The sequence below is a fragment of the Pseudomonas sp. efr-133-TYG-23 genome (genome assembly GCF_030209215.1).
GTDB lineage: Bacteria > Pseudomonadota > Gammaproteobacteria > Pseudomonadales > Pseudomonadaceae > Aquipseudomonas > Aquipseudomonas rhodesiae.
This window is the reverse complement of the sequence record NZ_JARVSL010000028.1, coordinates 55,846-75,266: the sequence shown is the minus strand read 5'-3', so window position 1 is coordinate 75,266 and position 19,421 is coordinate 55,846. Positions and strand designations below refer to the sequence as shown.

General features: G+C 63.3%; 19 protein-coding genes. 1 reads left to right on the top strand and 18 read right to left on the bottom strand.

Annotation, left to right across the window (positions count from 1 at the left end):
• Positions 1 to 316: 316 nt before the first annotated feature.
• The 12 genes from gspD to QRN41_RS20275 all read right to left on the bottom strand — a co-directional run bounded on the left by gspD (position 317) and on the right by QRN41_RS20275 (position 10,499).
• Positions 317 to 2,536, bottom strand: coding sequence for a type II secretion system secretin GspD (gene gspD / locus QRN41_RS20330; protein ID WP_167418460.1), 2,220 nt, complete (start codon positions 2,534 to 2,536; stop codon positions 317 to 319).
• Entirely contained in the window at positions 2,533 to 3,057 is a 525-nt protein-coding gene (locus QRN41_RS20325) for a type II secretion system protein, XpsN-like (protein WP_167418461.1), read from the bottom strand. Before QRN41_RS20325 ends, gspD begins: the two co-directional genes overlap by 4 nt.
• On the bottom strand, positions 3,054 to 3,665 hold the full coding sequence (gene gspM, locus QRN41_RS20320; RefSeq protein ID WP_167418462.1) for a type II secretion system protein GspM: 612 nt from the start codon (positions 3,663 to 3,665) through the stop codon (positions 3,054 to 3,056). Before gspM ends, QRN41_RS20325 begins: the two co-directional genes overlap by 4 nt.
• Positions 3,640 to 4,683 carry a type II secretion system protein GspL gene (locus QRN41_RS20315; RefSeq protein ID WP_167418463.1) on the bottom strand — a complete coding sequence of 348 codons (1,044 nt, stop codon included), beginning with the start codon at positions 4,681 to 4,683 and terminating at the stop codon, positions 3,640 to 3,642. Before QRN41_RS20315 ends, gspM begins: the two co-directional genes overlap by 26 nt.
• Positions 4,680 to 5,405, bottom strand: coding sequence for a general secretion pathway protein GspK (locus QRN41_RS20310; protein ID WP_040268841.1), 726 nt, complete (start codon positions 5,403 to 5,405; stop codon positions 4,680 to 4,682). Before QRN41_RS20310 ends, QRN41_RS20315 begins: the two co-directional genes overlap by 4 nt.
• Positions 5,402 to 6,031: a type II secretion system protein GspJ gene (locus QRN41_RS20305; RefSeq protein ID WP_167418464.1), complete on the bottom strand. Its 630-nt coding sequence runs from the start codon at positions 6,029 to 6,031 to the stop codon at positions 5,402 to 5,404. The genes QRN41_RS20310 and QRN41_RS20305 overlap by 4 nt, the downstream gene beginning before the upstream one ends.
• Entirely contained in the window at positions 6,028 to 6,384 is a 357-nt protein-coding gene (locus QRN41_RS20300) for a prepilin-type N-terminal cleavage/methylation domain-containing protein (protein ID WP_034098999.1), read from the bottom strand. Before QRN41_RS20300 ends, QRN41_RS20305 begins: the two co-directional genes overlap by 4 nt.
• Positions 6,381 to 6,812 carry a type II secretion system protein gene (locus QRN41_RS20295; protein WP_167418465.1) on the bottom strand — a complete coding sequence of 144 codons (432 nt, stop codon included), beginning with the start codon at positions 6,810 to 6,812 and terminating at the stop codon, positions 6,381 to 6,383. The genes QRN41_RS20300 and QRN41_RS20295 overlap by 4 nt, the downstream gene beginning before the upstream one ends.
• A 3-nt stretch (positions 6,813 to 6,815) precedes the next feature.
• The gene (gene gspG / locus QRN41_RS20290; RefSeq protein WP_034111054.1) at positions 6,816 to 7,241 is read right to left on the bottom strand and encodes a type II secretion system major pseudopilin GspG; all 426 of its coding nucleotides are present in this window, start codon (positions 7,239 to 7,241) and stop codon (positions 6,816 to 6,818) included.
• A gap of 20 nt (positions 7,242 to 7,261) precedes the next feature.
• Positions 7,262 to 8,464: a type II secretion system inner membrane protein GspF gene (gene gspF, locus QRN41_RS20285; protein ID WP_167418466.1), complete on the bottom strand. Its 1,203-nt coding sequence runs from the start codon at positions 8,462 to 8,464 to the stop codon at positions 7,262 to 7,264.
• Positions 8,461 to 10,179, bottom strand: coding sequence for a type II secretion system ATPase GspE (gene gspE / locus QRN41_RS20280; protein WP_047882628.1), 1,719 nt, complete (start codon positions 10,177 to 10,179; stop codon positions 8,461 to 8,463). The genes gspF and gspE overlap by 4 nt, the downstream gene beginning before the upstream one ends.
• Positions 10,180 to 10,271: 92 nt before the next feature.
• Positions 10,272 to 10,499, bottom strand: a complete 228-nt coding sequence (locus tag QRN41_RS20275) for a hypothetical protein (protein ID WP_034099010.1) — start codon at positions 10,497 to 10,499, stop codon at positions 10,272 to 10,274.
• Between the two features lie 507 nt (positions 10,500 to 11,006).
• Between QRN41_RS20275 and QRN41_RS20270 the strand changes: the two genes are divergently transcribed.
• On the top strand, positions 11,007 to 13,757 hold the full coding sequence (locus tag QRN41_RS20270) for a glycoside hydrolase family 3 C-terminal domain-containing protein (RefSeq protein ID WP_034136902.1): 2,751 nt from the start codon (positions 11,007 to 11,009) through the stop codon (positions 13,755 to 13,757).
• A gap of 58 nt (positions 13,758 to 13,815) precedes the next feature.
• On the opposite strand, the gene QRN41_RS20265 is transcribed toward QRN41_RS20270, so the two are convergent.
• The 6 genes from QRN41_RS20265 to QRN41_RS20240 all read right to left on the bottom strand — a co-directional run bounded on the left by QRN41_RS20265 (position 13,816) and on the right by QRN41_RS20240 (position 19,250).
• The gene (locus QRN41_RS20265; protein ID WP_167418467.1) at positions 13,816 to 14,430 is read right to left on the bottom strand and encodes a TetR/AcrR family transcriptional regulator; all 615 of its coding nucleotides are present in this window, start codon (positions 14,428 to 14,430) and stop codon (positions 13,816 to 13,818) included.
• Positions 14,431 to 14,496: 66 nt separating this feature from the next.
• Positions 14,497 to 16,107: a gamma-glutamyltransferase family protein gene (locus tag QRN41_RS20260; RefSeq protein WP_285422064.1), complete on the bottom strand. Its 1,611-nt coding sequence runs from the start codon at positions 16,105 to 16,107 to the stop codon at positions 14,497 to 14,499.
• 36 nt (positions 16,108 to 16,143) lie between these two features.
• Positions 16,144 to 16,923, bottom strand: coding sequence for an amino acid ABC transporter ATP-binding protein (locus tag QRN41_RS20255; protein WP_034099017.1), 780 nt, complete (start codon positions 16,921 to 16,923; stop codon positions 16,144 to 16,146).
• A 2-nt stretch (positions 16,924 to 16,925) separates the two neighbouring features.
• Entirely contained in the window at positions 16,926 to 17,702 is a 777-nt protein-coding gene (locus QRN41_RS20250) for an amino acid ABC transporter permease (protein ID WP_167418469.1), read from the bottom strand.
• A gap of 11 nt (positions 17,703 to 17,713) precedes the next feature.
• Complete coding sequence (locus tag QRN41_RS20245) at positions 17,714 to 18,520, bottom strand: ABC transporter substrate-binding protein (protein WP_285422062.1); 807 nt, start codon at positions 18,518 to 18,520, stop codon at positions 17,714 to 17,716.
• Positions 18,521 to 18,581: 61 nt separating this feature from the next.
• Positions 18,582 to 19,250, bottom strand: coding sequence for a GntR family transcriptional regulator (locus tag QRN41_RS20240; RefSeq protein WP_034136897.1), 669 nt, complete (start codon positions 19,248 to 19,250; stop codon positions 18,582 to 18,584).
• Positions 19,251 to 19,421 lie beyond the last annotated feature (171 nt).

Sequence of the window (19,421 nt, the reverse complement as noted above, 5' to 3'; positions counted from 1 at the left end):
GTGTTTGAAGTGGGGCTGCTTCGCATCCCAGCGCAGGGCAAGCCTGCTCACCACAGCGTTATGAGCCAGCATTTATGATTGGCTTAGATATCTACACATCTGCGGTGAAAACAAAACCCGAGACCATGAGTTTTTTGTGGTGAGCGGGCTTGCCCCGCGCTGGGCTGCGAAGCGGCCCCCAAGCCCAGCCCCTCGGTGTGCCCGATAAAAACACAGTGTCTGAAGTGGGGCTGCTTCGCAGCCCAGCGCAGGGCAAGCCTGTTCACCACAGCGTTATGAGCCAGCCTTTGCGATGACGCAGGCAGTTCAAACCTGCTTACTGAACAGGCCGCAACAACTGCATCTGCTGGCGATAGTCATCCGTCACTTGTCGCGCCTGGCTGCTGCTGGTGATCACCCTCGGTGTGATCAGCACGATCAATTCCGTGCGGTCCTTGGACTTGCTGGTGTTGCCGAACAACCAGCGCAATCCCGGAATTTTCCCAAGGTAAGGCACCGCACTGACACTCTCGGCATTGTCCTGTTTGATCAAGCCGCCGAGCAGCACCGTTTGCCCGCTCTGCACCGCGACTTGGGTCGAGACCGAGCGTGTGGAGATGCGCGGATTATTTTGCGTGTCGCTGTTGACGGCCTGGTCCTGGGCGTCGCTGACCTGCTGCTGAATGTCCATGTACACCAGGCCGCCCGGATTGATGCGCGGCACCACGTCGAGGATCACACCGGTTTGCACGTATTCGACGCTGCTCAAGGTGGTGTCGGAGGTACCGGTGTTGACCGTGGTCTGGCTGATGGGGATGTTGTCGCCCACTTGGATCTGCGCCGGTTGGTTGTTCATCACCACCAGCGACGGCGCCGACAGCACTTGGGTACGGCCGTTGGTTTCCAGGGCGTGCAGGGCCACTTGCAGGTTGGAGCTGACGAAGGAATAGAACAACGAATCCGTCGCCCCCAGCCCTGCCCCGCCACCGCCCAGCGCACCTTGGCTACCGGCGGCGTTGGCCACGGTGGTGCTGGTGGAATTACCGGCCAGGCGCCCCAAGTACCACTGCACGCCCAGGTCCAGTTCACCGGTGAGTTTGACTTCGAGGATGCGCGTCTCGATCTGCACTTGCAGCGGCGGGTTGTCGAGGCGTTTGATCGCCGATTCGATCTCTTTCCACTGCACTGGGCGCGTGCGTACCAGCAGTTGGTTGCTGCTCTTCTGCGCAGTGATGCGGGTGCCGGCGTCAAGGCTTTTGGCCGGGGCGCCTTCACTGACGTCCTGGGCGGTGCTGTCCTGATCGGCTTCGGGCTCCTGCTCTTCATCCTCCGCGGCGGGCGGGTTGTTATTGAGGTTGTTACTCAAGCCGCCCGGCGTACTGCCGGAGGTGCTGTTGGTGCCGGGGGATGACAGGGTCGCGGTGCGCAGGCCAGGGGCGACTTTAGCCGGGGCGTCGTCCTTGATCGCGCCCGTGCCGTAGATCTGTCGCAAGTACTTGGCCAGGTCGGTGGCCTTCATATTGCGCACGTCATACACGTACATTTGCGGCTCGTTGCCGCCGCCCTCATCGATGGTGTGAATCCAGTCGCCGACTTCGCTGAGGTACTGCGGCTGCGACGAGATCGCCACCACCGAGTTGGTCCGCTCAATCGGCAGGAAGCGCACCATGCCCGCCAAGGGCATGCCACTGTCGGGGCCGAACATCTTTTGCAGCTCGGGCATCAGCTCCGCCACCGAGGCGCGTTGCAGGCCAAACACACCCACGGACATGCCTTTGAGCCAGTCCACATCGAAGGTGTCGATGGTGTCCTGATAGTTGGCCAACTCTTCCGGAGTGCCAGCCAGGCTCAGTACGTTGCGCGCCGGGTCGACCAGCAAAAATGCATTCTCGCGAGCAAATGGCTTGAGCAGTTTTTGCATCTCGGTGGCCGAGATATAGCGCAACGGAAACAGCCGCGCCGACAGCCCGCTGGACGGCTGTGCCACGCGCATTTGCGGCACCAGTTTGCCCGCCACCGCCTGGCTCGCCGGCAGGATTACATAGCGGTTGCCCTGCTGGATCATGGCATTGTCGGTCCAGGACAACAGGGTTTCGAGGATCGACAAGGCCTGCTGCTTATTCACCGGTTTGGAGGTGGAAAAGCTGACAGTGCCTTTCACGCCCTGGGCGATGCTGTAGTTCTCGTGCAGCAGGTCGCCCATCACGCTGTTGATCACCGCTTCGATGGGCTGGTCGGCGAAGTTGAACACGATGTCGCCACCGCTCTCCTCGCGACCGGCGGGCGCGGCGCTTGGGGGGCGGACGAAGGACTGGTTGCCACGGATCAACTGGCGCTGGGGTGGGGTTTTCGCGCTGGGTTGGGGATTGTCGAGCGGTGCCTGTTGCGTTGTCGGGTCCACCGGCGGGCGTTGCGAACCGGTGCCTTGCAACGCTTCGTGCAACAGCGCCGGGTCGGCGTCCAGGTGCTCGGGAAAGGTCCCGCAGCCACCGAGGGTGACGGCGGTGGCCAGGCAAAACGCAGTGGTGCGCAAAGCGCCAGGGAAAGTATCGATCAAGGGGTGGACTCGTGAGGAAGGGTAATCGGGGGCGTCGTGGACGGCGGCGGCAAACGCGGGGTATTGAGGCTCAGGGTTTGCGTGCGGCCATCCAGCACAAAACGGGCGTCGCGTGGGGTGAGCTGTTCGAGTCGCCAGCCGTTGGGCAGGGTCTGACCCTGGTGGACTTTGAGCGGCGGGCCATCCGCGCGCTTGAGCAGCGCCACCCGCACGTTGCCATCCAGAAGGACGCCGGTCAGCACCAGGCTCGACAAGCCGGACACACCGGCCTGACCGACAGCGCGGTCAGGGCTGCGATCCGGGCTGAACAGTGGCGCCTGCCAGGTGCCGGCCAGGCTGTCGAGACTTGCACTCGGTGCATTCAGCACCTTGGGCGCGGCCTGGGTGCGCGCATCCGGCGCTGGCGCCGGCAGCCATTGGGGTGCGTCGCCGATGCTGCTGAGAATGCCGGCCATCAGCAGGCCCAACAGCGCGGCCACGCCGAGCAATACCCATTCGAGGGGGCGCAATGCACTGATCATGGCTGCACCTGCCGCGCGCTCGCCGGTTGCAGGTAGCCGCGCACCAACAGGTGTACCACCAGCTTGCCGGCACCGCCACTGACCGGCGCGTTCGGCGCGCGGCGGATGCTCATTTCATCAACGAACAGAAACGGCCGCTGGTATTCCAGCTCGTGCAGAATCGCGGTCAACGGCTCAATGGCGCAATTAAGCGTGAGGCTGACTTTGACCTGGCGATAGGGCTCGCTGTTGTCTTGTTCCGGGGTGATCGGCATGCGTTGGGTCAAGCTGCAACCGCCGCCGACAGTGGCGCGGCTGTTGATCAGGTCGGCGATGCGTTGCATCAAGTCGGCGGCCACCGCGCTGGGGTCATCGCCGGGCAATAGGCTGGTGCTGCTGGTGGGGTCCTGGCGCGCCTGCTGCAACTGTTGGCGCAGGCTGTCGGCCTGGCGCAGTACCCCGGCGTAGCGTTGTTGTTGCTCGCGTAACTGCTCGGCTTGCTCGCCCATAGCGCGCAAGGGGCCGGCGAACCAGCTGTCGATCAACAGCCAGTACACGGCGCCGAGTACCAGAGCCAGGCCGATCAGGGCGGCGCCACGGCGTTCACGGGGTGTCAGGGGTCGGCGCATCAGCGGCCTCCTGGTGCAGGTGGGCGCGCAAGGAAAACTGATCCTTGCCGGTTTGCGCATCGGGTTGGATCACCCCTTCGAACTGGGCGTTTTCCAGGCTGCGGCAGCCTTTGATCCGAGTGATCAGCGCGCTGGCCTTGGCGCTTTGGCCGGAGAAGGACACCTCGGCACCGTCGCTGACTTCCAACTGGTCGAGCCAGGTGTCGGGCGGGAGGCACGCGGTCAGTTCGTTGAGCAGCGCCGACAGCGGCGGTTGCGCCATTTTGCGGCGGATCAGGTACTGCGCGGCGCCGCGGGTATTAAGCAGTTGCTGGCGCAACGCTTGAACGTCGGCCACCTGCGCTTTTTGCTCGCGCACGCTCTGCTGCATGGCCTGCAAAACCCGTTGACGGTCATCGAGCCACAGCACCATGGCGCCGATCATCAAGGCGCCGCACAGCCACGGCAGGCTGCGCTGCAAGCCCTTGCCGGCTGGACGCTGACGGCGGCGCAGCGGCGGCGGCAACAGGTCGACGCCCAGGGCGTTGCCCACAGCGTCCTGCACATCCACGGCATGGGGCTGCAACCCCAGGGCGGCGCAGTCGCTGAGGATCTGGTCCAGACGCTCACGTAAAATCGCCACCACGGTCACGTCGACATGGGTCGGCGTACGGCGCTCCTGGCGGGCGACAAAGTACAGTTGGTCCGCATCGAACGGGGTAAAGCGATCCAGTTCATAACCGACCACCGTGGACAGATTGCGCGCCGTCGCCGGCGGCAGCCGCAGGGTTTGCATCAGCACCGCCTGCGGAGCCAGCAACAACACCTGGCGCACCTCCCCCACCACTGGCGGCACGGCGGCGGTCAGTGGCCAGTGGTAGAGCCGGTCGGGGATATCGTGCAGCGACAGCCAGCGCGGCAGGCAGCCACGCAGTTCCTTGAGCCACAGTCGCCAGCCCTGTTGCAACAGGCTGCCACGCCAGCGCTGGGCGATAGGCGCCGTAAGCGGCTGCAGGCGCGCCGCGAGGAAGTCATTCATTCTTGCCAACGGAGTACTCGATAAGGTTGGGCGCTGCCTTGCGCGGGGCTCAATAACACGGTGGCCTGCAACCGGGCGTGATAGCCGCCGGGCCGTTCGGCGTGGCTGTCGATCACCAGCACCTCGCCGGGGTCGGCGCCCACCGCGCTCAGGTGCGGCAGGTTCAGGGCACGGCGCATCAGGGCGCTGGCGAAGGCTGGGTCAGGCCGGTCGAGGCCGCTCCACAGGCTGATCTCGGGTACGAGTGCGCTGTACAGCGCCTGGGTCATGCCCGGTAATTGACGCAGTTCTTCCACCACGCGAAACGGCGCCAGGCCCTGGTTACGACGCACCTCCAGGTCCCGCGCCACTTGGTTGGCCTGGGCCTGGCTGGCACCACAGGCCAGGGCCAGGCGGGCAAAATCGGCCACCTCGGCGCTGTTCAAATACAACTTGCCGCGCTCGCTGCGCAGGCTGACGCGCAGCTGCGCATCGTCGAATACCAATGGGATTTCGCGCCCATCGGCGATCCACTGTTTGCGCTGCAACGGGTCGGCGAACGCCTGCATCGCCAGGGCGATACCCGCTTCGGCCGCGAGCACCGCCTGGGTGTGCTGGCGATGCCACGCCGCCTGACGGGTTTCCAGTTGCACCCAACCGGCCAGGCCGCCCAGCAGCAGGCTGAGCAACGCCAATACCCACAGCACCAGCAGCAACGCGACGCCGCGTTGATGGCGGATCATTCCGCGGCCCCGCTGGATAGGTTCAGGCGCAGCGCAATCACTTGGGTCACCCATGGCACCGGGCCGTTGACCCGCGCGGCGATTCGCACCGCCTGCGGCAAGCGCCGCGACCATGGCCAGTCACTGAGCCAGCCGGTCGGCTGGCCCTTGGGCGACAGGCCGCGATAGCTCATCTGCAGGTCTTCGACATCGCTGAGCAACACCTGCGGCTCGCCCCGCGAGGCCGGCACACTGACCTGGGCCGGCGACTCAAACCGCGCGAACGCCACCTGCAAATCGCGCTGCGCCTGGTCACCGGTCAACTGCAAGGTAAAGCGCTGGATGCCGCCGCCGAGCACGCCGGGCAGGGTTGCGACAAACTGCATGCGCTGGGCGCTGCCGACAAAGAAGCCATCGGTCTGGCTATCATCCTCGGTAACATCCAAGGGCAGCGCCTCGCTGATCGACGTACGCAGAAACTGCTGCGCCGCGCGTACTTCATCCAGGCTTAGCGTATACCGCTGAGCCTTGAGCACCGCGCGATTGGCCCCCAGCAGCGCGCCCCCGACCAGCACCAGCAGCACCCCCAGCAAGCTGATGACGATAAGAATTTCCAGCAAGGTGAAGCCCTGTTGTCGCGTGTTCACAGGCTCGCTCCGCGCAATTTCAAGGTGCTGAATTGCGCGCTGCGCGGGCCTTCGCTGACGGTCAGGTCGAGGCGAAACAAATGCGGCTGGCCGAGGCGTCCGGGTTGTTGGGCGATACGCAACTGCCAGGCGATGCCGTCCAGTTCGCCCTGGCGCACGCCGTTGGCGAGGGGCCCGGAGGCTTCCTGGTCCATCACGCTGAGGGCGGCGTGGCTGAGGCGGTCGCTGTGGGTCACTTGCAGCAACGAACGTGCGCTTTGGCCAAAGGCGACCAGCAGCACCGTGCTGCACAGGGCCATCAACAGCAGCGCAGCGAGCATTTCCAGCAAGGTGAAACCGCCTTGGTTTTTCATGGCAACGCCTTGGATTGCACGCTGCCGGTCAGCCAGCCGATATCGATGCGCCAACGCCGCGTGCCGTGGGCCAGTAGCAGATGACCGCCGGTGGAGCTGCCGTCGGGGTAGAACTCAATCGCGGAGCCGGCCTGTTCGGCGGTGTGCAGGGTCACTTGCAGCTCGGCGGGCCAATGTTTGCGTGGGCGATCCGGAGCTTGGAAGCTCAGTGTGTTCAAGTCGAACAGCGTGCTTTGCGTGGCGCCGCTGACAATCGCCCGCGCCCGTGTGCTGCGCAGCGCTTCAACCATCTGCCCTACCACCTGGCGTTCCTTGGCCGCGCGCAGGCCCTGTTGCAGGCCAAACCCTACCAAGCCGGCCGCGACGCTGATCAGCACGATCACCACCAGCATTTCCAGCAGGGTAAAGCCGCGTTGGCGGGCGGGCATGGGTTATTCCCAATTGCCCAGGTCGGCACTGTACCCATCGCCGCCGGGCTGGCCGTCCTGGCCGTAAAAAATCAGGTCGAAGGCGCCGTGTTCACCGGGGAAGCGGTAACCGAAGGCGTGGCCGAACGGGTCTTTGAGGTCCGACGGTTTGGCATACGGACCGGCCCAGCCGGCGCTGTTGGCGGGTTTGTCGACCAATTGCTGCAAGGTCTTGGGCGGCGAGCCGACGTCCAGGCCATAGCTTTCGATCTTCATGCTCAGGCTGGCCAATTGGGCCTTGCCCGCGCCGTACTTGCCCTTGTCCACGTTGCCGCCGACCTGGCGCACCACGATGGTCGCGACGATGCCCAGCAGCACGATCACGGCGAGCATTTCCAGCAAGGTAAAACCGCCCTGGCGGCGGGCGGGTTTGAATCGGGTATGGCGCATGGGAGTGGGTCCTTGTGGGTTCATATATTGCTGGTCAGGCTCATCAGCGGCAGCATGATCGCCAGCATGATCACCGCCACCAGCACCGCCATGACCACGGTCAGCGACGGCACCAGCGCGGCTAGCAAGCGGTCGATGCCGCGCTTGGCTTCGACGTCGAACACATCGGCGACCTTGAGCAACATGCCGTCCAGGTCGCCGGCCTGTTCGCCGACTTCAATCATTTGCAGGGCCAGGTCCGGTAGCAGCGGCTCGGCGCCGAACGCACTGGCCAGGGTGCCGCCGCCCTTGACCGACTCGGCGGCCTGGGCCACCTGGGCTTGCAGGGCGCGGTTGGTGCAGACCTGTCGCGCAATCACCAATGCTTGCAGCAGGGCCACGCCGTTGCTGAGCAAGGTGCCGAGAGTGCGCGCCAGGCGTGCGGCTTCGACCCGTTGCAGCAACGGGCCGATAACGCGCAGGCCGAGCACGCGACGGTCATAGCGTTCGCGGCGCTGGGGGTCGCGCAGGCGCGCGACCAGGCCCCAGACCGTTACGATCAGACCGGCCAGCACGGCTAATCCATAGGCGCCGAGAAACTGCCCAAGGCCCAGAATCACTTCGGTGATCAGCGGGATCGGCACGCCAAGGTCTTTGAAAATCGGCACGAATTGCGGCACCACATAGGCCAACAGCAGCGCCAGGGAACCGAGTACGCCGACCACCAGAAACGCCGGATAGATCAGCGCGTTGATCACCTCGCCTCGCAGCAACTGGCTACGTTCCAGGTAATCGCTGAGTTGACGCAGGGTGTTTTCCAGGGCCCCGCCCGCCTCACCGGCGCGCACCATGCTCAGGTACAGCGGCGAGAACTGCCCGCCCTCTGCTTCCAGGGCTTTGGATAACGGCTGGCCGGCCTTGACCTGTTCGCGGATGCGCTCGATCAGCGCGCGGGTCTGCGGTTGGCCGGGTTGCTTGAGCAGAATGCCGAGGGCGCGCTCCAAGGGTTGCCCGGCGCCGAGCAACGTGGCCAGTTGCTGGGTAAAGCTGACCAGGGCGGCGCCGTTGAGCTGGCCACGGCCCAGGGCTTTATGCAGGCCACTGAGGCCCGCAGGCTCGAGCTGCAGCACCAGCAGGCCGCGCTTTTGCAACAGGGCCACGGCGGTGGGTTGATCCTTGGCGTCGAGGGTGCCGTTGTGCGGCGCACCCTGAGCATCGAGGGCGCGGTATTTGAACAGGCTCACGTGCCCTCCCCACGCGTGACGCGCAGCACTTCTTCCAGCGAGGTGATGCCGGCCAGCGCCTGGCGCAAGCCTTCTTCGTGCAGGGTGCGCAGGCCGCTGCGGCGCGCCGCCTGTTCGAGGGTGGCAGCGTCGGCCTGGCGCATCAGCAGGCTGCGCAGTTCGTCATTCATCACCAGCAATTCGGTGATGGCGCTACGGCCGCGATAACCACCAATGCCGGGGCGATAGAGCACAATCGGACGTCGGTCCGTCAGGCGATCCAGGCCATGTTCCGCGATCAATTCAGGCGGTGCTTCGAAGGCTACGCGCGTGGCTGGGTCCAGGCGGCGCACCAGGCGCTGGGCGAGGATGCCGTTGACCGTCGAGGCGATCAGGTAGCTCTCCACGCCCATGTCCAGCAGGCGCGTGATACTCGCCGCCGCGCTGTTGGTGTGCAGGGTCGACAGCACCAGGTGCCCGGTCAACGACGATTGGATCGCGATGCGGCAGGTCTCCAGGTCGCGGATCTCACCGATCATGATCACGTCCGGGTCCTGACGCACGATAGAGCGCAACGCACCGGCAAAATCCAGACCGATGGCGGGTTTGACCTGGATCTGGTTGATGCCTTCGAGTTGGTATTCCACCGGGTCTTCCACGGTGATGATCTTGCGTTCGGCGGTATTGAGCCGCGACAGCGCGGTGTACAACGTGGTGGTTTTTCCCGAGCCGGTCGGGCCGGTGACCAGCAGAATGCCGTGGGGCCGCTCCAGCACATCGAGAAAAGTTTGCAGGCGCTCGCCGTCAAAGCCCAGGCTCTGGAAGTCGAAGCGTACGGTCTGGCGGTCGAGCAAACGCATCACCACCGACTCGCCAAAACTGGTGGGCACCGTGGACACCCGCAGGTCCAGCTCCTTGCCCTGGATGCGCAGCATGATGCGGCCGTCCTGAGGCAGGCGGCGCTCGGCGATGTCCAGGCGCGCCATGATCTTTACTCGGGAAATCACCGCCGCCGACGAGCTGGACGGCGGCGCTTCGGCGTCGTGCAGCACGCCGTCGATGCGGTAGCGCACCTTGAGTTGGTTCTCGAACGGTTCGATATGGATGTCCGAGGCGCGCTGCTCGACGGCGCGTTGCAGGATCAGGTTGACCAACCGAATCACCGGCGCTTCGGAGGCCATGTCCTTGAGGTGTTCGATGTCTTCCAAGGCGCCGCCCTGCTCATCAAGGTTTTCGATCAAGGTGCCCATGGTCGAACGGCCCTGGCCGTAATAGCGCTCGATCAAGGTATCGACTTCGGTGCGCGGCCCCACCGCCAGCCACACCGGCACCCCGCACGCATAGGCCAGGGCCTGGAACGCGTAGCGCTGCGCCGGGTTGGCCGACAGCACCGTCAGCCCGCCTTCTTGCCACCCCACCGGCACCACTTGGTAATGACGCATAAAGCGCTCGGTCAACACCGGCAACGGATCGAGCAGCGCGGGCGCGGCCTCCGCCAATAGCAGCGGCGCGCCGAGCAATTGGGCCCAGGCGCGCGCCAGTTCAACTTCGGAAACCAGCCCCAGGCGCGTGAGCAGGCCGAGCAATTCGTCGTCGGCGGACGCCTGGGCCAGACGGCGAGCGCGCTCCAGATCGACGGTTTTCAGGCCGGCGTGCCGCATCAGCCAGGCGCAGACCTGGTCGGTCTCCGGGAGGGGTGTCTGGCAGGCATCGATGGGCGTTGAAGGGTTGGACATGGGTGACGGTCTGAGGGGCTATGTGAGGGACTATGTTCAACAGGCCTGTGGGAATGGCGCTTGCCATCTCCCACAGGCGATCGGTTTTCCCGTTAGTTCGAGGTTTTCGGCGCGGCCTGGTGGCTGCTGTTCAGTGGGCGACCGCCCTTGGTGGTTTCGGCCTTTTGTTTCTTGGCGGCTTTGGCATCGTGGGTCTGGGTCAGCACCGTGGAATCGGCAGCGCCAGACTGGGCATCTGCATCGGTGGAGTCGGCGGCCATGGCCGCGCCACTCAATGCAACGCCCAGCACAATACCGGCACCCAACAGGGAAACTTTCATAAATATTCTCCAGATAAAAAACAGCGTTCGGCTCAAGCGGCGCCTTGACTAAGTTCAAGACCCTACACCAAAGCAGGATGTGTTACAGCCTGTATGAAACATGGCACTTTAGAACTATTGAGCAACGCCATTAGTTCGCCATGACTGCATATATTTTCTTAAACCAATCGACTTGTAGGTTTAACGTAAGTTCCAAAACGTAAGGAATTATTTCTTATTTTTCGCAAAAATTAGCTTTTATTTGACTTATAAGCGCAAGAATTGCCTTAATTGTGACGTTTTTGCGATTCAAAATGCCATGGCGTGATATCGCATAGACACCATCCACAAGAATAATTAATACAATTTCCAACTAATACGTCCGCGAATTTCGCCAAGTATTTGCAATTAGCCATCGGCTAAAAATTGCGATCAGGGGCAACTATTGCCCTTAAAAAGTGATGAGCGCGCAGCAAACCCTGTTGTTTAACGCGCCTATTGATTGAACTGTTGTTGTCGGAGAGACCCATGAGTAAACGCAAAAAGATCGGGGCGCAGTCGGCGCTCGCCCTGCTGGCCCTGGCGGTGTCCCAAGTGCATGCGGGCACCAGCCCGGCGCTGGACGAGGGACGAATGAGCCGCGCGGAAAAAGCGGCGGATAAAACCCTGGCGAAGATGACCATGGAGGAAAAACTTGCCTACATCGGCGGTATCGGTGGCTGGGACGTCAAACCCCTGAGCCAGTACGGCATTCCACAGATCCACGGCGCCGACGGTGGCGTGGGCGTGCGCTACACCAGCGAAGGCAATGCCCAGGGCGTGGTGTACCCGTCGGGCCCGAACCTGGCAGCCAGCTGGAACCCGCGCCGCGCCATCGACTTGGGCCGGGCGCTGGGTTATGACACCGCCAGCGGCGGCTATCAGTTCGTCACCGGCCCCGGTGTGAACCTGTACCGCATGCCGTACAGCGGCCGTGCGTTCGAGTACCTGTCCGGTGAAGACCCGTTCCTCGGCGCCAGCCTGGGTCCTGCGTTGATCAACGGTATCCAGTCCCGTGGCGTGTGGGCCAATGCCAAGCATTTCGCCGCCAACGATCAGGAAAGCAACCGCTTCCACCTCAATGAAATCATCAGCGAACGCGTGCTGCGCGAGATGACGTTGCCGCCGTTCGAATCCGCGTCCAAGAACAGCAAAGTTGCGATGATGATGTGCGCCTTCCAGAAAGTGAACGGCGAGTTCGCCTGCCAGAACAAGCACCTGATGCACGACATTCTGAAAACCGAATGGGGCTATCCGGGCTTTGTGCAGAGCGACTACAACGCCGTGGTCGATGGCTTGCCCGCAGCCCAGGCCGGCACCGATCTGGACATGATGGGCTACCAGATGAACAGCACGGTGCTCAAGCCGTACCTGGACAGCGGCGAGCTGAGCAGCGCGACCATTGATGACAAAGTGCGGCGCATCCTCAAGCAGATCTACCTGTACAAGTTCGACAGCAAGGCGCCGTTGACCAGCCACAACATGAACAGCGCCACCAGCAATCGCGTGGCGCTGAATGCCGCGCGCGAAGGCATTGTGCTGCTCAAGAACCAGAACAACCTGCTGCCGCTGGATGCCAAGAAGGTCAAGCGCATCGCCGTGGTCGGCAGCCTCGCCAAGTACGCGCCGCCCACCGGTTTCGGCAGTGCCAACGTGATGGCAGCCAACTACATCAGCGAGCTGAGCGGCCTGCAGCAATTGGCGCCGGGCGCAAAGGTGGAGTTTATCGACGGCCTGTCCCTGGACCCGGCCACCTCGAGCTGGACCCACGCCGACAGCGACGGCAACCCCGTCAAGGGCTTGAAGACCGAGTTCTTCAGCAACGCCAACTGGTCCGGCGACCCGGCCGCGCGCCGCACCGACCAGCATGTCGACCTGGACTGGTCCACCGACAGCCTGCCGGTCAACGGCGATACCGCCGCCACATCGATCCGCTACAGCGGCCAGATTACCCCGACGGTCAGCGGCGAGCAGGTGTTCAAGGTGCGCGCCGACGGTGCGGTGCGCCTGTACGTGAACGGCCAGAAAGTCCTCGATAACGGCGACGGCAAGCCGCTGCCCAACAACAGCATCCCGCCGACCATTCCGGTGTTTGCCAAGGTCAAGCTGGAGGCCGGCAAACCGGTCGACATCAAGCTGGAATACTCGCGTCGCAATGGCTACCTCTCGACCATGGGCGGCCTGGTGGGCGTGCAGATGAGTTGGGCTTCGTTGGTGGCGCCAAAGGACCTGGCCAACTACGACGCGGTACTGGTCGCGGCCGGTAACAGCAACGAGTACGAAGGCGAAGGCTTCGACCACAGCTTCGATCTGCCGGAATATCAGAACCTGCTGATTCAGAGCATCGCCAAGGTCAACCCGAACACCGTCGTCACCCTGCACGGCGGCACCGGGTTGAAGATGAGCGACTGGGTCGATCAGGTGCCGGCCGCGCTGCATGCGTTCTACCCTGGACAGAACGGTGGCCAGGCGTTGGCGGAGATCCTGCTGGGCAAGGTCAACCCGTCGGCCAAACTGCCGATCAGCATCGAACGCAATATCGAAGACAACCCGATCTACGCGACCTTCCCCAAGTTCGACAACCAGGAAACCCTGGACGAGATGAGCTACAAGGACGACCTGTTCCTGGGTTATCGCGGCTACGAGAAAAAGGGCATCAAACCGCTCTACCCGTTCGGCTACGGCTTGTCGTACACCACGTTTGGCTACAGCAATATCAGCGTCACCCCTGGGGTGGCGGTGGCCGGTGCGCCGATCAAAGTCTCGTTCGACCTGGCCAACACCGGCAAGGTGGGCGGCGCCGAAGTGGCGCAATTGTATGTGGGGCAGAACAACCCGAAAGTCGAACGCGCGCTGAAGGAACTCAAGGGCTACAAAAAAGTGTTCCTCAAGCCGGGCGAAAGCAAGCGCGTCACCATCGAGCTCAATGACCGCTCGCTGGCCTACTACGACGTGGCGAGCAAGCACTGGGTGGTGGACGCCGACAGTTTCACCCTGTCGGTGGGCGCGTCGTCCCAGGACATTCGCCTGAACGCCAAGCTGGTCAACCCGTTCCGCCAGGAACTGTCGACCGGCACCAGCAACCCGCTGCCACGTTCGGCGCTGAACTCGACGTTGCGTGAATCGACGGTCAAGACCGGCGGCGTGCTGCATCAAAACCAAGGCGACAGCGGCACCAGCGACGGTGATGGCTATGACATGAGTGATGACAGCAGCCAGGGCAGCGCTGCAGGTAACTGATCCAGCGCGGTCGGGTGTGGCTGGGCTTGCGCCCTCTCACACTTGACCCGCGTTCGGCTCAGGTTCTGATGGCCGCTTCGACCCGCGCAAGGTAGGTATCGAAGCGCGTCACCAGGTCCACCCGCTCGGGAAACCGCAGCCACTGGATCTGCAGGCCATCCATCATGGCCAGGATTTCTTCCACCAGCCCAGGGATGTCCACATCGCTGCGCACTTCCCCCGCCGCCACGAGATCGGCGAACTGTCCCTGCAAACGTCGTTGGATCCCCTCATAGCGTTGCTGGAACCAGGCCCAGGCCGGCTGTGCATCGAGCAGGCTTTCGGCATTGAGAATGGTGAACGCGCGCACTACCCCCGGCGCATTGGCGTTCGCGGCATTGATCGCCCGCAGGCTGCCGAGCAACCCGCACAGCGTCTTCTCGGCGCGCACTTGATCGGCGATCCGCTGATTAATCTCGTCACGCCGTTGCAGCACGCCCATCAGCAACGAGATCTTGCTGGGATAGTGATGCAGCAACCCCGCCACCGAGAGACCGGCAACCGCCGCCACCCGCGCCACGGACGCGCCGCTGTAACCTTCGCGGGAAAACACCTGCAAGGCCGCGTCCAGCAGCTCTTCGCGGCGTTTTTCACCTTTGGGGGCGCGACGGGTTTTAGGAGCGGGATCGGTCATGGGGGCATCCTGGGGGGGCAGGTATGCACCCTATCCAAAATGCCCATGAGCCGCAAATGGTGCGTCTTACCACACCGCGATATGCCCATCTGCCCGCGGCTCGGTGCCGCCGCATAACACCCCGCTGTGTGGGTCGCGCAGGATGATCTGCCCGCGCCCGTAATCGGTGAGGTCGCTGGCGATCTGCACCTGGTGACCGCGCCGCGCCAGGGCATTTGCCAACTCGCGAGAAGCGCCGTGCTCGACGCCGACATTCATATCGCCCAACCATTGCCAGCGCGGTGCATCCAGCGCGGCCTGCGGGTTGAGGCCGAAGTCCACCAGATTCATCACCATCTGCACGTGCCCCTGGGGCTGCATGTAACCGCCCATCACACCGAATGGGCCGAGGGCCTGGCCGTTCTGGGTGAGGAAGCCGGGGATGATGGTGTGGAAGGTTTTCTTGCCGGGAGCCAGGCAGTTGGCGTGGGTGGCGTCGAGGCTGAACTCCTGGCCGCGGTTCTGCAGGGCGATGCCGCTGTCGGGCAGTACCACGCCGGAGCCGAAGCCGTGGTAGTTGCTCTGGATGAACGAGACCATGTTGCCTTCGGCGTCGGCGGTGGCCAGGTACACCGTGCCGCTGGCGTGCGGGTCGCCAGGTTTGGGCGGTTGCGCCTGCTCACCGATTTGCGCGCGGCGACGGCTGCTGTAGCGGTCGCTGAGCAGGTCGTCCACCGCCATGCGCATGTGCAGCGGGTCGGTGATGTAATGCAGGCCGTCGCTGTAGGCCAGCTTCATGGCTTCAAGCTGACGATGCCAGGTCTGTGGGCTGTCGCGGTGATCGAAGTGGAAACCTTCGAGGATTTTCAGCGCCATCAGCGCGACCAGTCCCTGGCCGCTGGGGGGGATCTCCCAGACGTCGACGCCGCGATAGTTAATGTGGATCGGCTCCACCCATTGGGCGCGGTAATCCTTGAGATCGCTGGCGCGCAGGTAACCGCCAGTGGCGCGGGCATGCGCGTCCAGGCGCTCGGCCAGGGCGCCGCGATACAGGCTTTCGCAGCGCGTGACGGCCAGTTCCTCCAACGTGCGGGCCTGGGCCGGATTGCGGAACATCTCGCCGGTTTTGGGCGCGCGCCCATCAATGAGGAAAGTGTCGAACCAGGCATCGAGCACCGGGTCGCGATGGGGGCTGAATTCGTTCACGGCCAGTTGCCATTGATGGGCAACCACCGGCGACACTGGAAAACCATCCCGTGCCAAGCGGATGGCCGGTTGCAGCAGCGCAGCGAAGGGCAACTTGCCGAAGCGTTGCGACAGTTCCGCCCAGGCCGACGGGCAGCCAGGCACTGTCACCGGCGTCCAACCGTACAGCGGCATACGCTCGTAGCCGGCTGCCTTGACCGCCTCGATACTCAACGCTGCCGGCGCATGGCCGTTGCCGTTCAGACCGTGCAGTTGGCCTTTGCACCAGACCAGCGCAAACGCATCGCCCCCCAGGCCGCAGCCGGTGGGTTCAACTACGGTGAGCGCCGCCGCCGTGGCGATGGCGGCATCGATGGCATTGCCGCCCTGCTGCATGACTTCAATACCGGCCTGAGCGGCCAGGGGCTGGGACGCGGCTACCATGCCGCGATGGGCGAACACACGTTGACGTTGCGACGGATAGGGGTACTCATGGGCAGAGAAATTCAACATGGCAAAGGCTCTTGAATACGGGGGGTTGGCGTGCGTTCAGAGCACGCGACTGAGAAACGCTCGGGTACGCGGGTGGCTGGGATGGCTGAAGATCTGTTCCGGTGGCCCTTGCTCAATCAGTTCGCCCTGATCGAGCACCACCACGCGATCAGCCACCTCACGGGCAAAGCCCATTTCATGGGTCACCACCACCATGGTCATGCCCTCCTCGGCCAGTTCTTTCATCACTTGCAGCACTTCGCCGACGGTTTCCGGGTCAAGGGCGCTGGTGGGTTCGTCGAACAGCATGGCCTGGGGTTTCATTGCCAGCGCGCGGGCAATCGCCACCCGTTGCTGCTGGCCCCCGGAGAGCATCGACGGGTAGTGGCTGGCCTTGTCCGCCAGGCCCACCCGCGCAAGCAAACCGCGCGCCTGTTCCAACGCTTCGGCACGCGGGGTGCCCAGCACCTGGATCGGCGCCTCGATGATATTTTCCAGCGCGGTCATATGGGGGAACAGGTTGAACCGCTGGAACACCATGCCGATGTCGCGGCGCTGACGGGCGATGTTGCGCTCCGAATCGCGCACCAGGCTGCCGTCGCTGCGTTCGCGGTAGCCCATGGCGCGGCCGTTGACGCGAATGCGCCCGCCCTGGATGTCCTCCAGCAGGTTGATGCAGCGGATAAACGTGGTCTTGCCGGAACCGGAGGCGCCGATCAGCACCACCACTTCGCCGCGCCGCACTTGCAGGGAGATGCCTTTGAGGATCTGCAGCGCGCCGAACGATTTGTGGATATCCAGCGCCTCAATGATCAGTTCTTCACTTTGATGCGCCATGGTTAACGTCCCCTCAGCAGTTTCAGGGCACTGCGACCGAACATGCGGCTGGCTGCCGGCGGCGGTGCAGACGGCCGGTCGGACTGGCTGAAGCGCACTTCAAGCCAGCGTTGGAAAAAGCCCCACAGCGTGGTCAGCGTAAGGAAGTACAACGCGACCACCAGGTACAACTCGAACACGCGGAACGTCGCCGAGGTGATCATCTGAGTGCTGAGCAGCAGCTCCTGCACGCCGATCACGCTGACCAAGGTGGTGTTCTTGAGCATCACGTTGAACTCATTGCCCAGGGGCGGCACGATCACGCGAAACGCCTGGGGCAGCACAATGCGCCGCATCAACTTGGCGAAGCCCATGCCCAGGGAACGTCCGGCTTCGTATTGGCCCTTGTCTACCGCGCCGATACCGGCGCGGATGATTTCGGCCATGTACGCGCCTTCGTTCAGGCCCAGGGCAATGATCGCCGCCTGGATATTGCCGGGGACGATCAAGCCGAACAGCTCGATGTCCTCGAAGCGGAAAATCCCGCCCGCCGCCAATGCGGTGTACAGAAACACGATCTGCACCAGTAACGGCGTGCCGCGCATCAGCCACACGTAAAAGCGTACCGGCAGGTGCAGCAACGGGTTGCCGGACAGCCGCAACAACGCCGCCGCCAGGCCCAGCACACACCCCAACGCCATGGCCAGCACACTGATCAGGCAGGTCAGCCACAGCCCGGTGAGGTACACCCCGCTGGGCTGCAATAGGTACTGCCAGAACACATCCCAATTGAAGTTCATCGCGGCGGACCTCAGTCGAGTGTGTCGCTGCTGACATGCCACTTGTTCAGTAACTGCACATAGCTGCCATCGCTGCGCATATCGCTGATCACCTGCTGCACGGCGGCCGTCAGTTGTGGGTCATCCTTGCGCATGCCCAGGCCGGTGAGGATGCGGCTGAACGCAGGCACGCCCTCCTGAAACAGGTCCGGGGCCATCGCCGCGTAATAACCGGCGGTTTCCACGGTGGTGCCGTAGGCGTCCACCTGGCTGATGCGCAGGGCCTGAAAGGCGTCGGTGTCGGTGTTGTACACCACTAGTTTCATCAGTGGCTTGCCGGCCTTGGTCAGGCTGTCGTTCTGCGTGTCCAGCAGGGTTTTGATGGTGGAGCCGTTGAGCACAGCCACTTTGTGCGCGGACAAGTCGTCCAGCGTCTTGATGCCCTTGGGATTGCCCTTGGGCACCACCACCGCTTGGCTGGAATACATGTAGTTGACGATGTCGATCACTTGCCGCCGCTCGGGCTTGTCGAACAGCTGATCAACGATCATGTCGCATTGCTGGGCCAGTAACGCCGGCACCAGCCCGGAGAACGGAATCACCTTCCACTGCACCTGCTTGTCGCCCAGGCGCTTGGCGATTTCCAAGCCCAGGTCCACGGTAAGCCCCCGGGGTTTCTGAGACTCATCGAAGGAGACCAGGGGCGGTGAATCCATGCCTGAGCAATAAGTGAGTTTGTCGACGTTGCGCAATCGCTCCGGCACCTGGGGCGCGGCAACGGCCCATTGCGTGCACAGACCGAGGGAGACAGCCACCAGCAAGGCGCGGTGTTTATGCATGACCAGACACTCCAGTTCGTGGAAAAACGGGGCAGGACTCAACGTCAAAACACAGTGGTTCTTATTGTTCTGTTTGCAGGAATTGGATCAGCGCCGGCACGGTGCCTTCGATGTGCTCACGCACCACGGCCTCGGCGCGCGCGGCATCGCCGGCACGAATCGCCTCCAGGATCACCGAGTGCTCCTGGCGCGCGCTTAGGGGTTTTTCACCGTGCTGCAGCCACAGCCGCATCGGCGCTTCGACCAGGGAATACAACGCCGAAATCTGCTTCATCAAACGCGGCCTGCCGCTGAGGCTGCACAGGTATTCGTGGAAGGCGCGGTGTCGGCTGACCCACTCGGCGCTCTCATCGCGGTAGTCATCCATTTCATCCAGCAGACGCTCCAGCGCCGCCAACTGACGCTCGCCGATGCGCCCTACCGCCACGCGTACCGCCAGCCCTTCCAGGGCGCTGCGCATCTCGAAGACTTCGTGCAGCTCATCAATGTCCAGGCCACTGACAATCGCGCCACGGTTGGGACGCAAAGTCACCAGCCCTTGGGCATCCAGACGGCGAAACGCTTCGCGCACCGGCATACGGCTCATGCCGATCTCGCTGGCGATGTCTTCGGCGATCAGGCGATCGCCCTTGCGCAAGCGACCGCTGCAGATGGCGTCAAGCAGGAAGTTGTAAGCCTCCTCCTCGGCGGTCAGCGGCTGACGGTCAACGTAAGCGGGAGCAAATTGCATCAGCGTCACCTTTTGTATTTTTGTATCCAATTATCCACGGATACAAACACAGCAGGATATGTGCCAGATGCACCAGGCAATGTTTAAGAGACTGATTTTGCACGTAACAGCGGCACGCCCCGTCGGTTAACAAGGGCTGCCGTGTGTGGAGGCGTGCTACCAAATGGCTCA

What these genes read in the sequence shown, in the direction of transcription:
- QRN41_RS20300 (WP_034098999.1), bottom strand. Translation starts at nt 6,384, where the DNA reads ATGAAAAACCAAGGCGGTTTCACCTTGCTGGAAATGCTCGCTGCGCTG.
- QRN41_RS20255 (WP_034099017.1), bottom strand. Translation starts at nt 16,923, where the DNA reads ATGGCGCATCAAAGTGAAGAACTGATCATTGAGGCGCTGGATATCCAC.
- QRN41_RS20270 (WP_034136902.1), top strand. Translation starts at nt 11,007, where the DNA reads ATGAGTAAACGCAAAAAGATCGGGGCGCAGTCGGCGCTCGCCCTGCTG.
- QRN41_RS20310 (WP_040268841.1), bottom strand. Translation starts at nt 5,405, where the DNA reads ATGATCCGCCATCAACGCGGCGTCGCGTTGCTGCTGGTGCTGTGGGTA.
- QRN41_RS20260 (WP_285422064.1), bottom strand. Translation starts at nt 16,107, where the DNA reads ATGTTGAATTTCTCTGCCCATGAGTACCCCTATCCGTCGCAACGTCAA.
- gspG (WP_034111054.1), bottom strand. Translation starts at nt 7,241, where the DNA reads ATGCGCCATACCCGATTCAAACCCGCCCGCCGCCAGGGCGGTTTTACC.
- QRN41_RS20315 (WP_167418463.1), bottom strand. Translation starts at nt 4,683, where the DNA reads ATGAATGACTTCCTCGCGGCGCGCCTGCAGCCGCTTACGGCGCCTATC.
- QRN41_RS20325 (WP_167418461.1), bottom strand. Translation starts at nt 3,057, where the DNA reads ATGATCAGTGCATTGCGCCCCCTCGAATGGGTATTGCTCGGCGTGGCC.
- QRN41_RS20240 (WP_034136897.1), bottom strand. Translation starts at nt 19,250, where the DNA reads ATGCAATTTGCTCCCGCTTACGTTGACCGTCAGCCGCTGACCGCCGAG.
- gspE (WP_047882628.1), bottom strand. Translation starts at nt 10,179, where the DNA reads ATGTCCAACCCTTCAACGCCCATCGATGCCTGCCAGACACCCCTCCCG.
- QRN41_RS20265 (WP_167418467.1), bottom strand. Translation starts at nt 14,430, where the DNA reads ATGACCGATCCCGCTCCTAAAACCCGTCGCGCCCCCAAAGGTGAAAAA.
- QRN41_RS20245 (WP_285422062.1), bottom strand. Translation starts at nt 18,520, where the DNA reads ATGCATAAACACCGCGCCTTGCTGGTGGCTGTCTCCCTCGGTCTGTGC.
- QRN41_RS20275 (WP_034099010.1), bottom strand. Translation starts at nt 10,499, where the DNA reads ATGAAAGTTTCCCTGTTGGGTGCCGGTATTGTGCTGGGCGTTGCATTG.
- gspM (WP_167418462.1), bottom strand. Translation starts at nt 3,665, where the DNA reads ATGCGCCGACCCCTGACACCCCGTGAACGCCGTGGCGCCGCCCTGATC.
- QRN41_RS20295 (WP_167418465.1), bottom strand. Translation starts at nt 6,812, where the DNA reads ATGCCCGCCCGCCAACGCGGCTTTACCCTGCTGGAAATGCTGGTGGTG.
- QRN41_RS20250 (WP_167418469.1), bottom strand. Translation starts at nt 17,702, where the DNA reads ATGAACTTCAATTGGGATGTGTTCTGGCAGTACCTATTGCAGCCCAGC.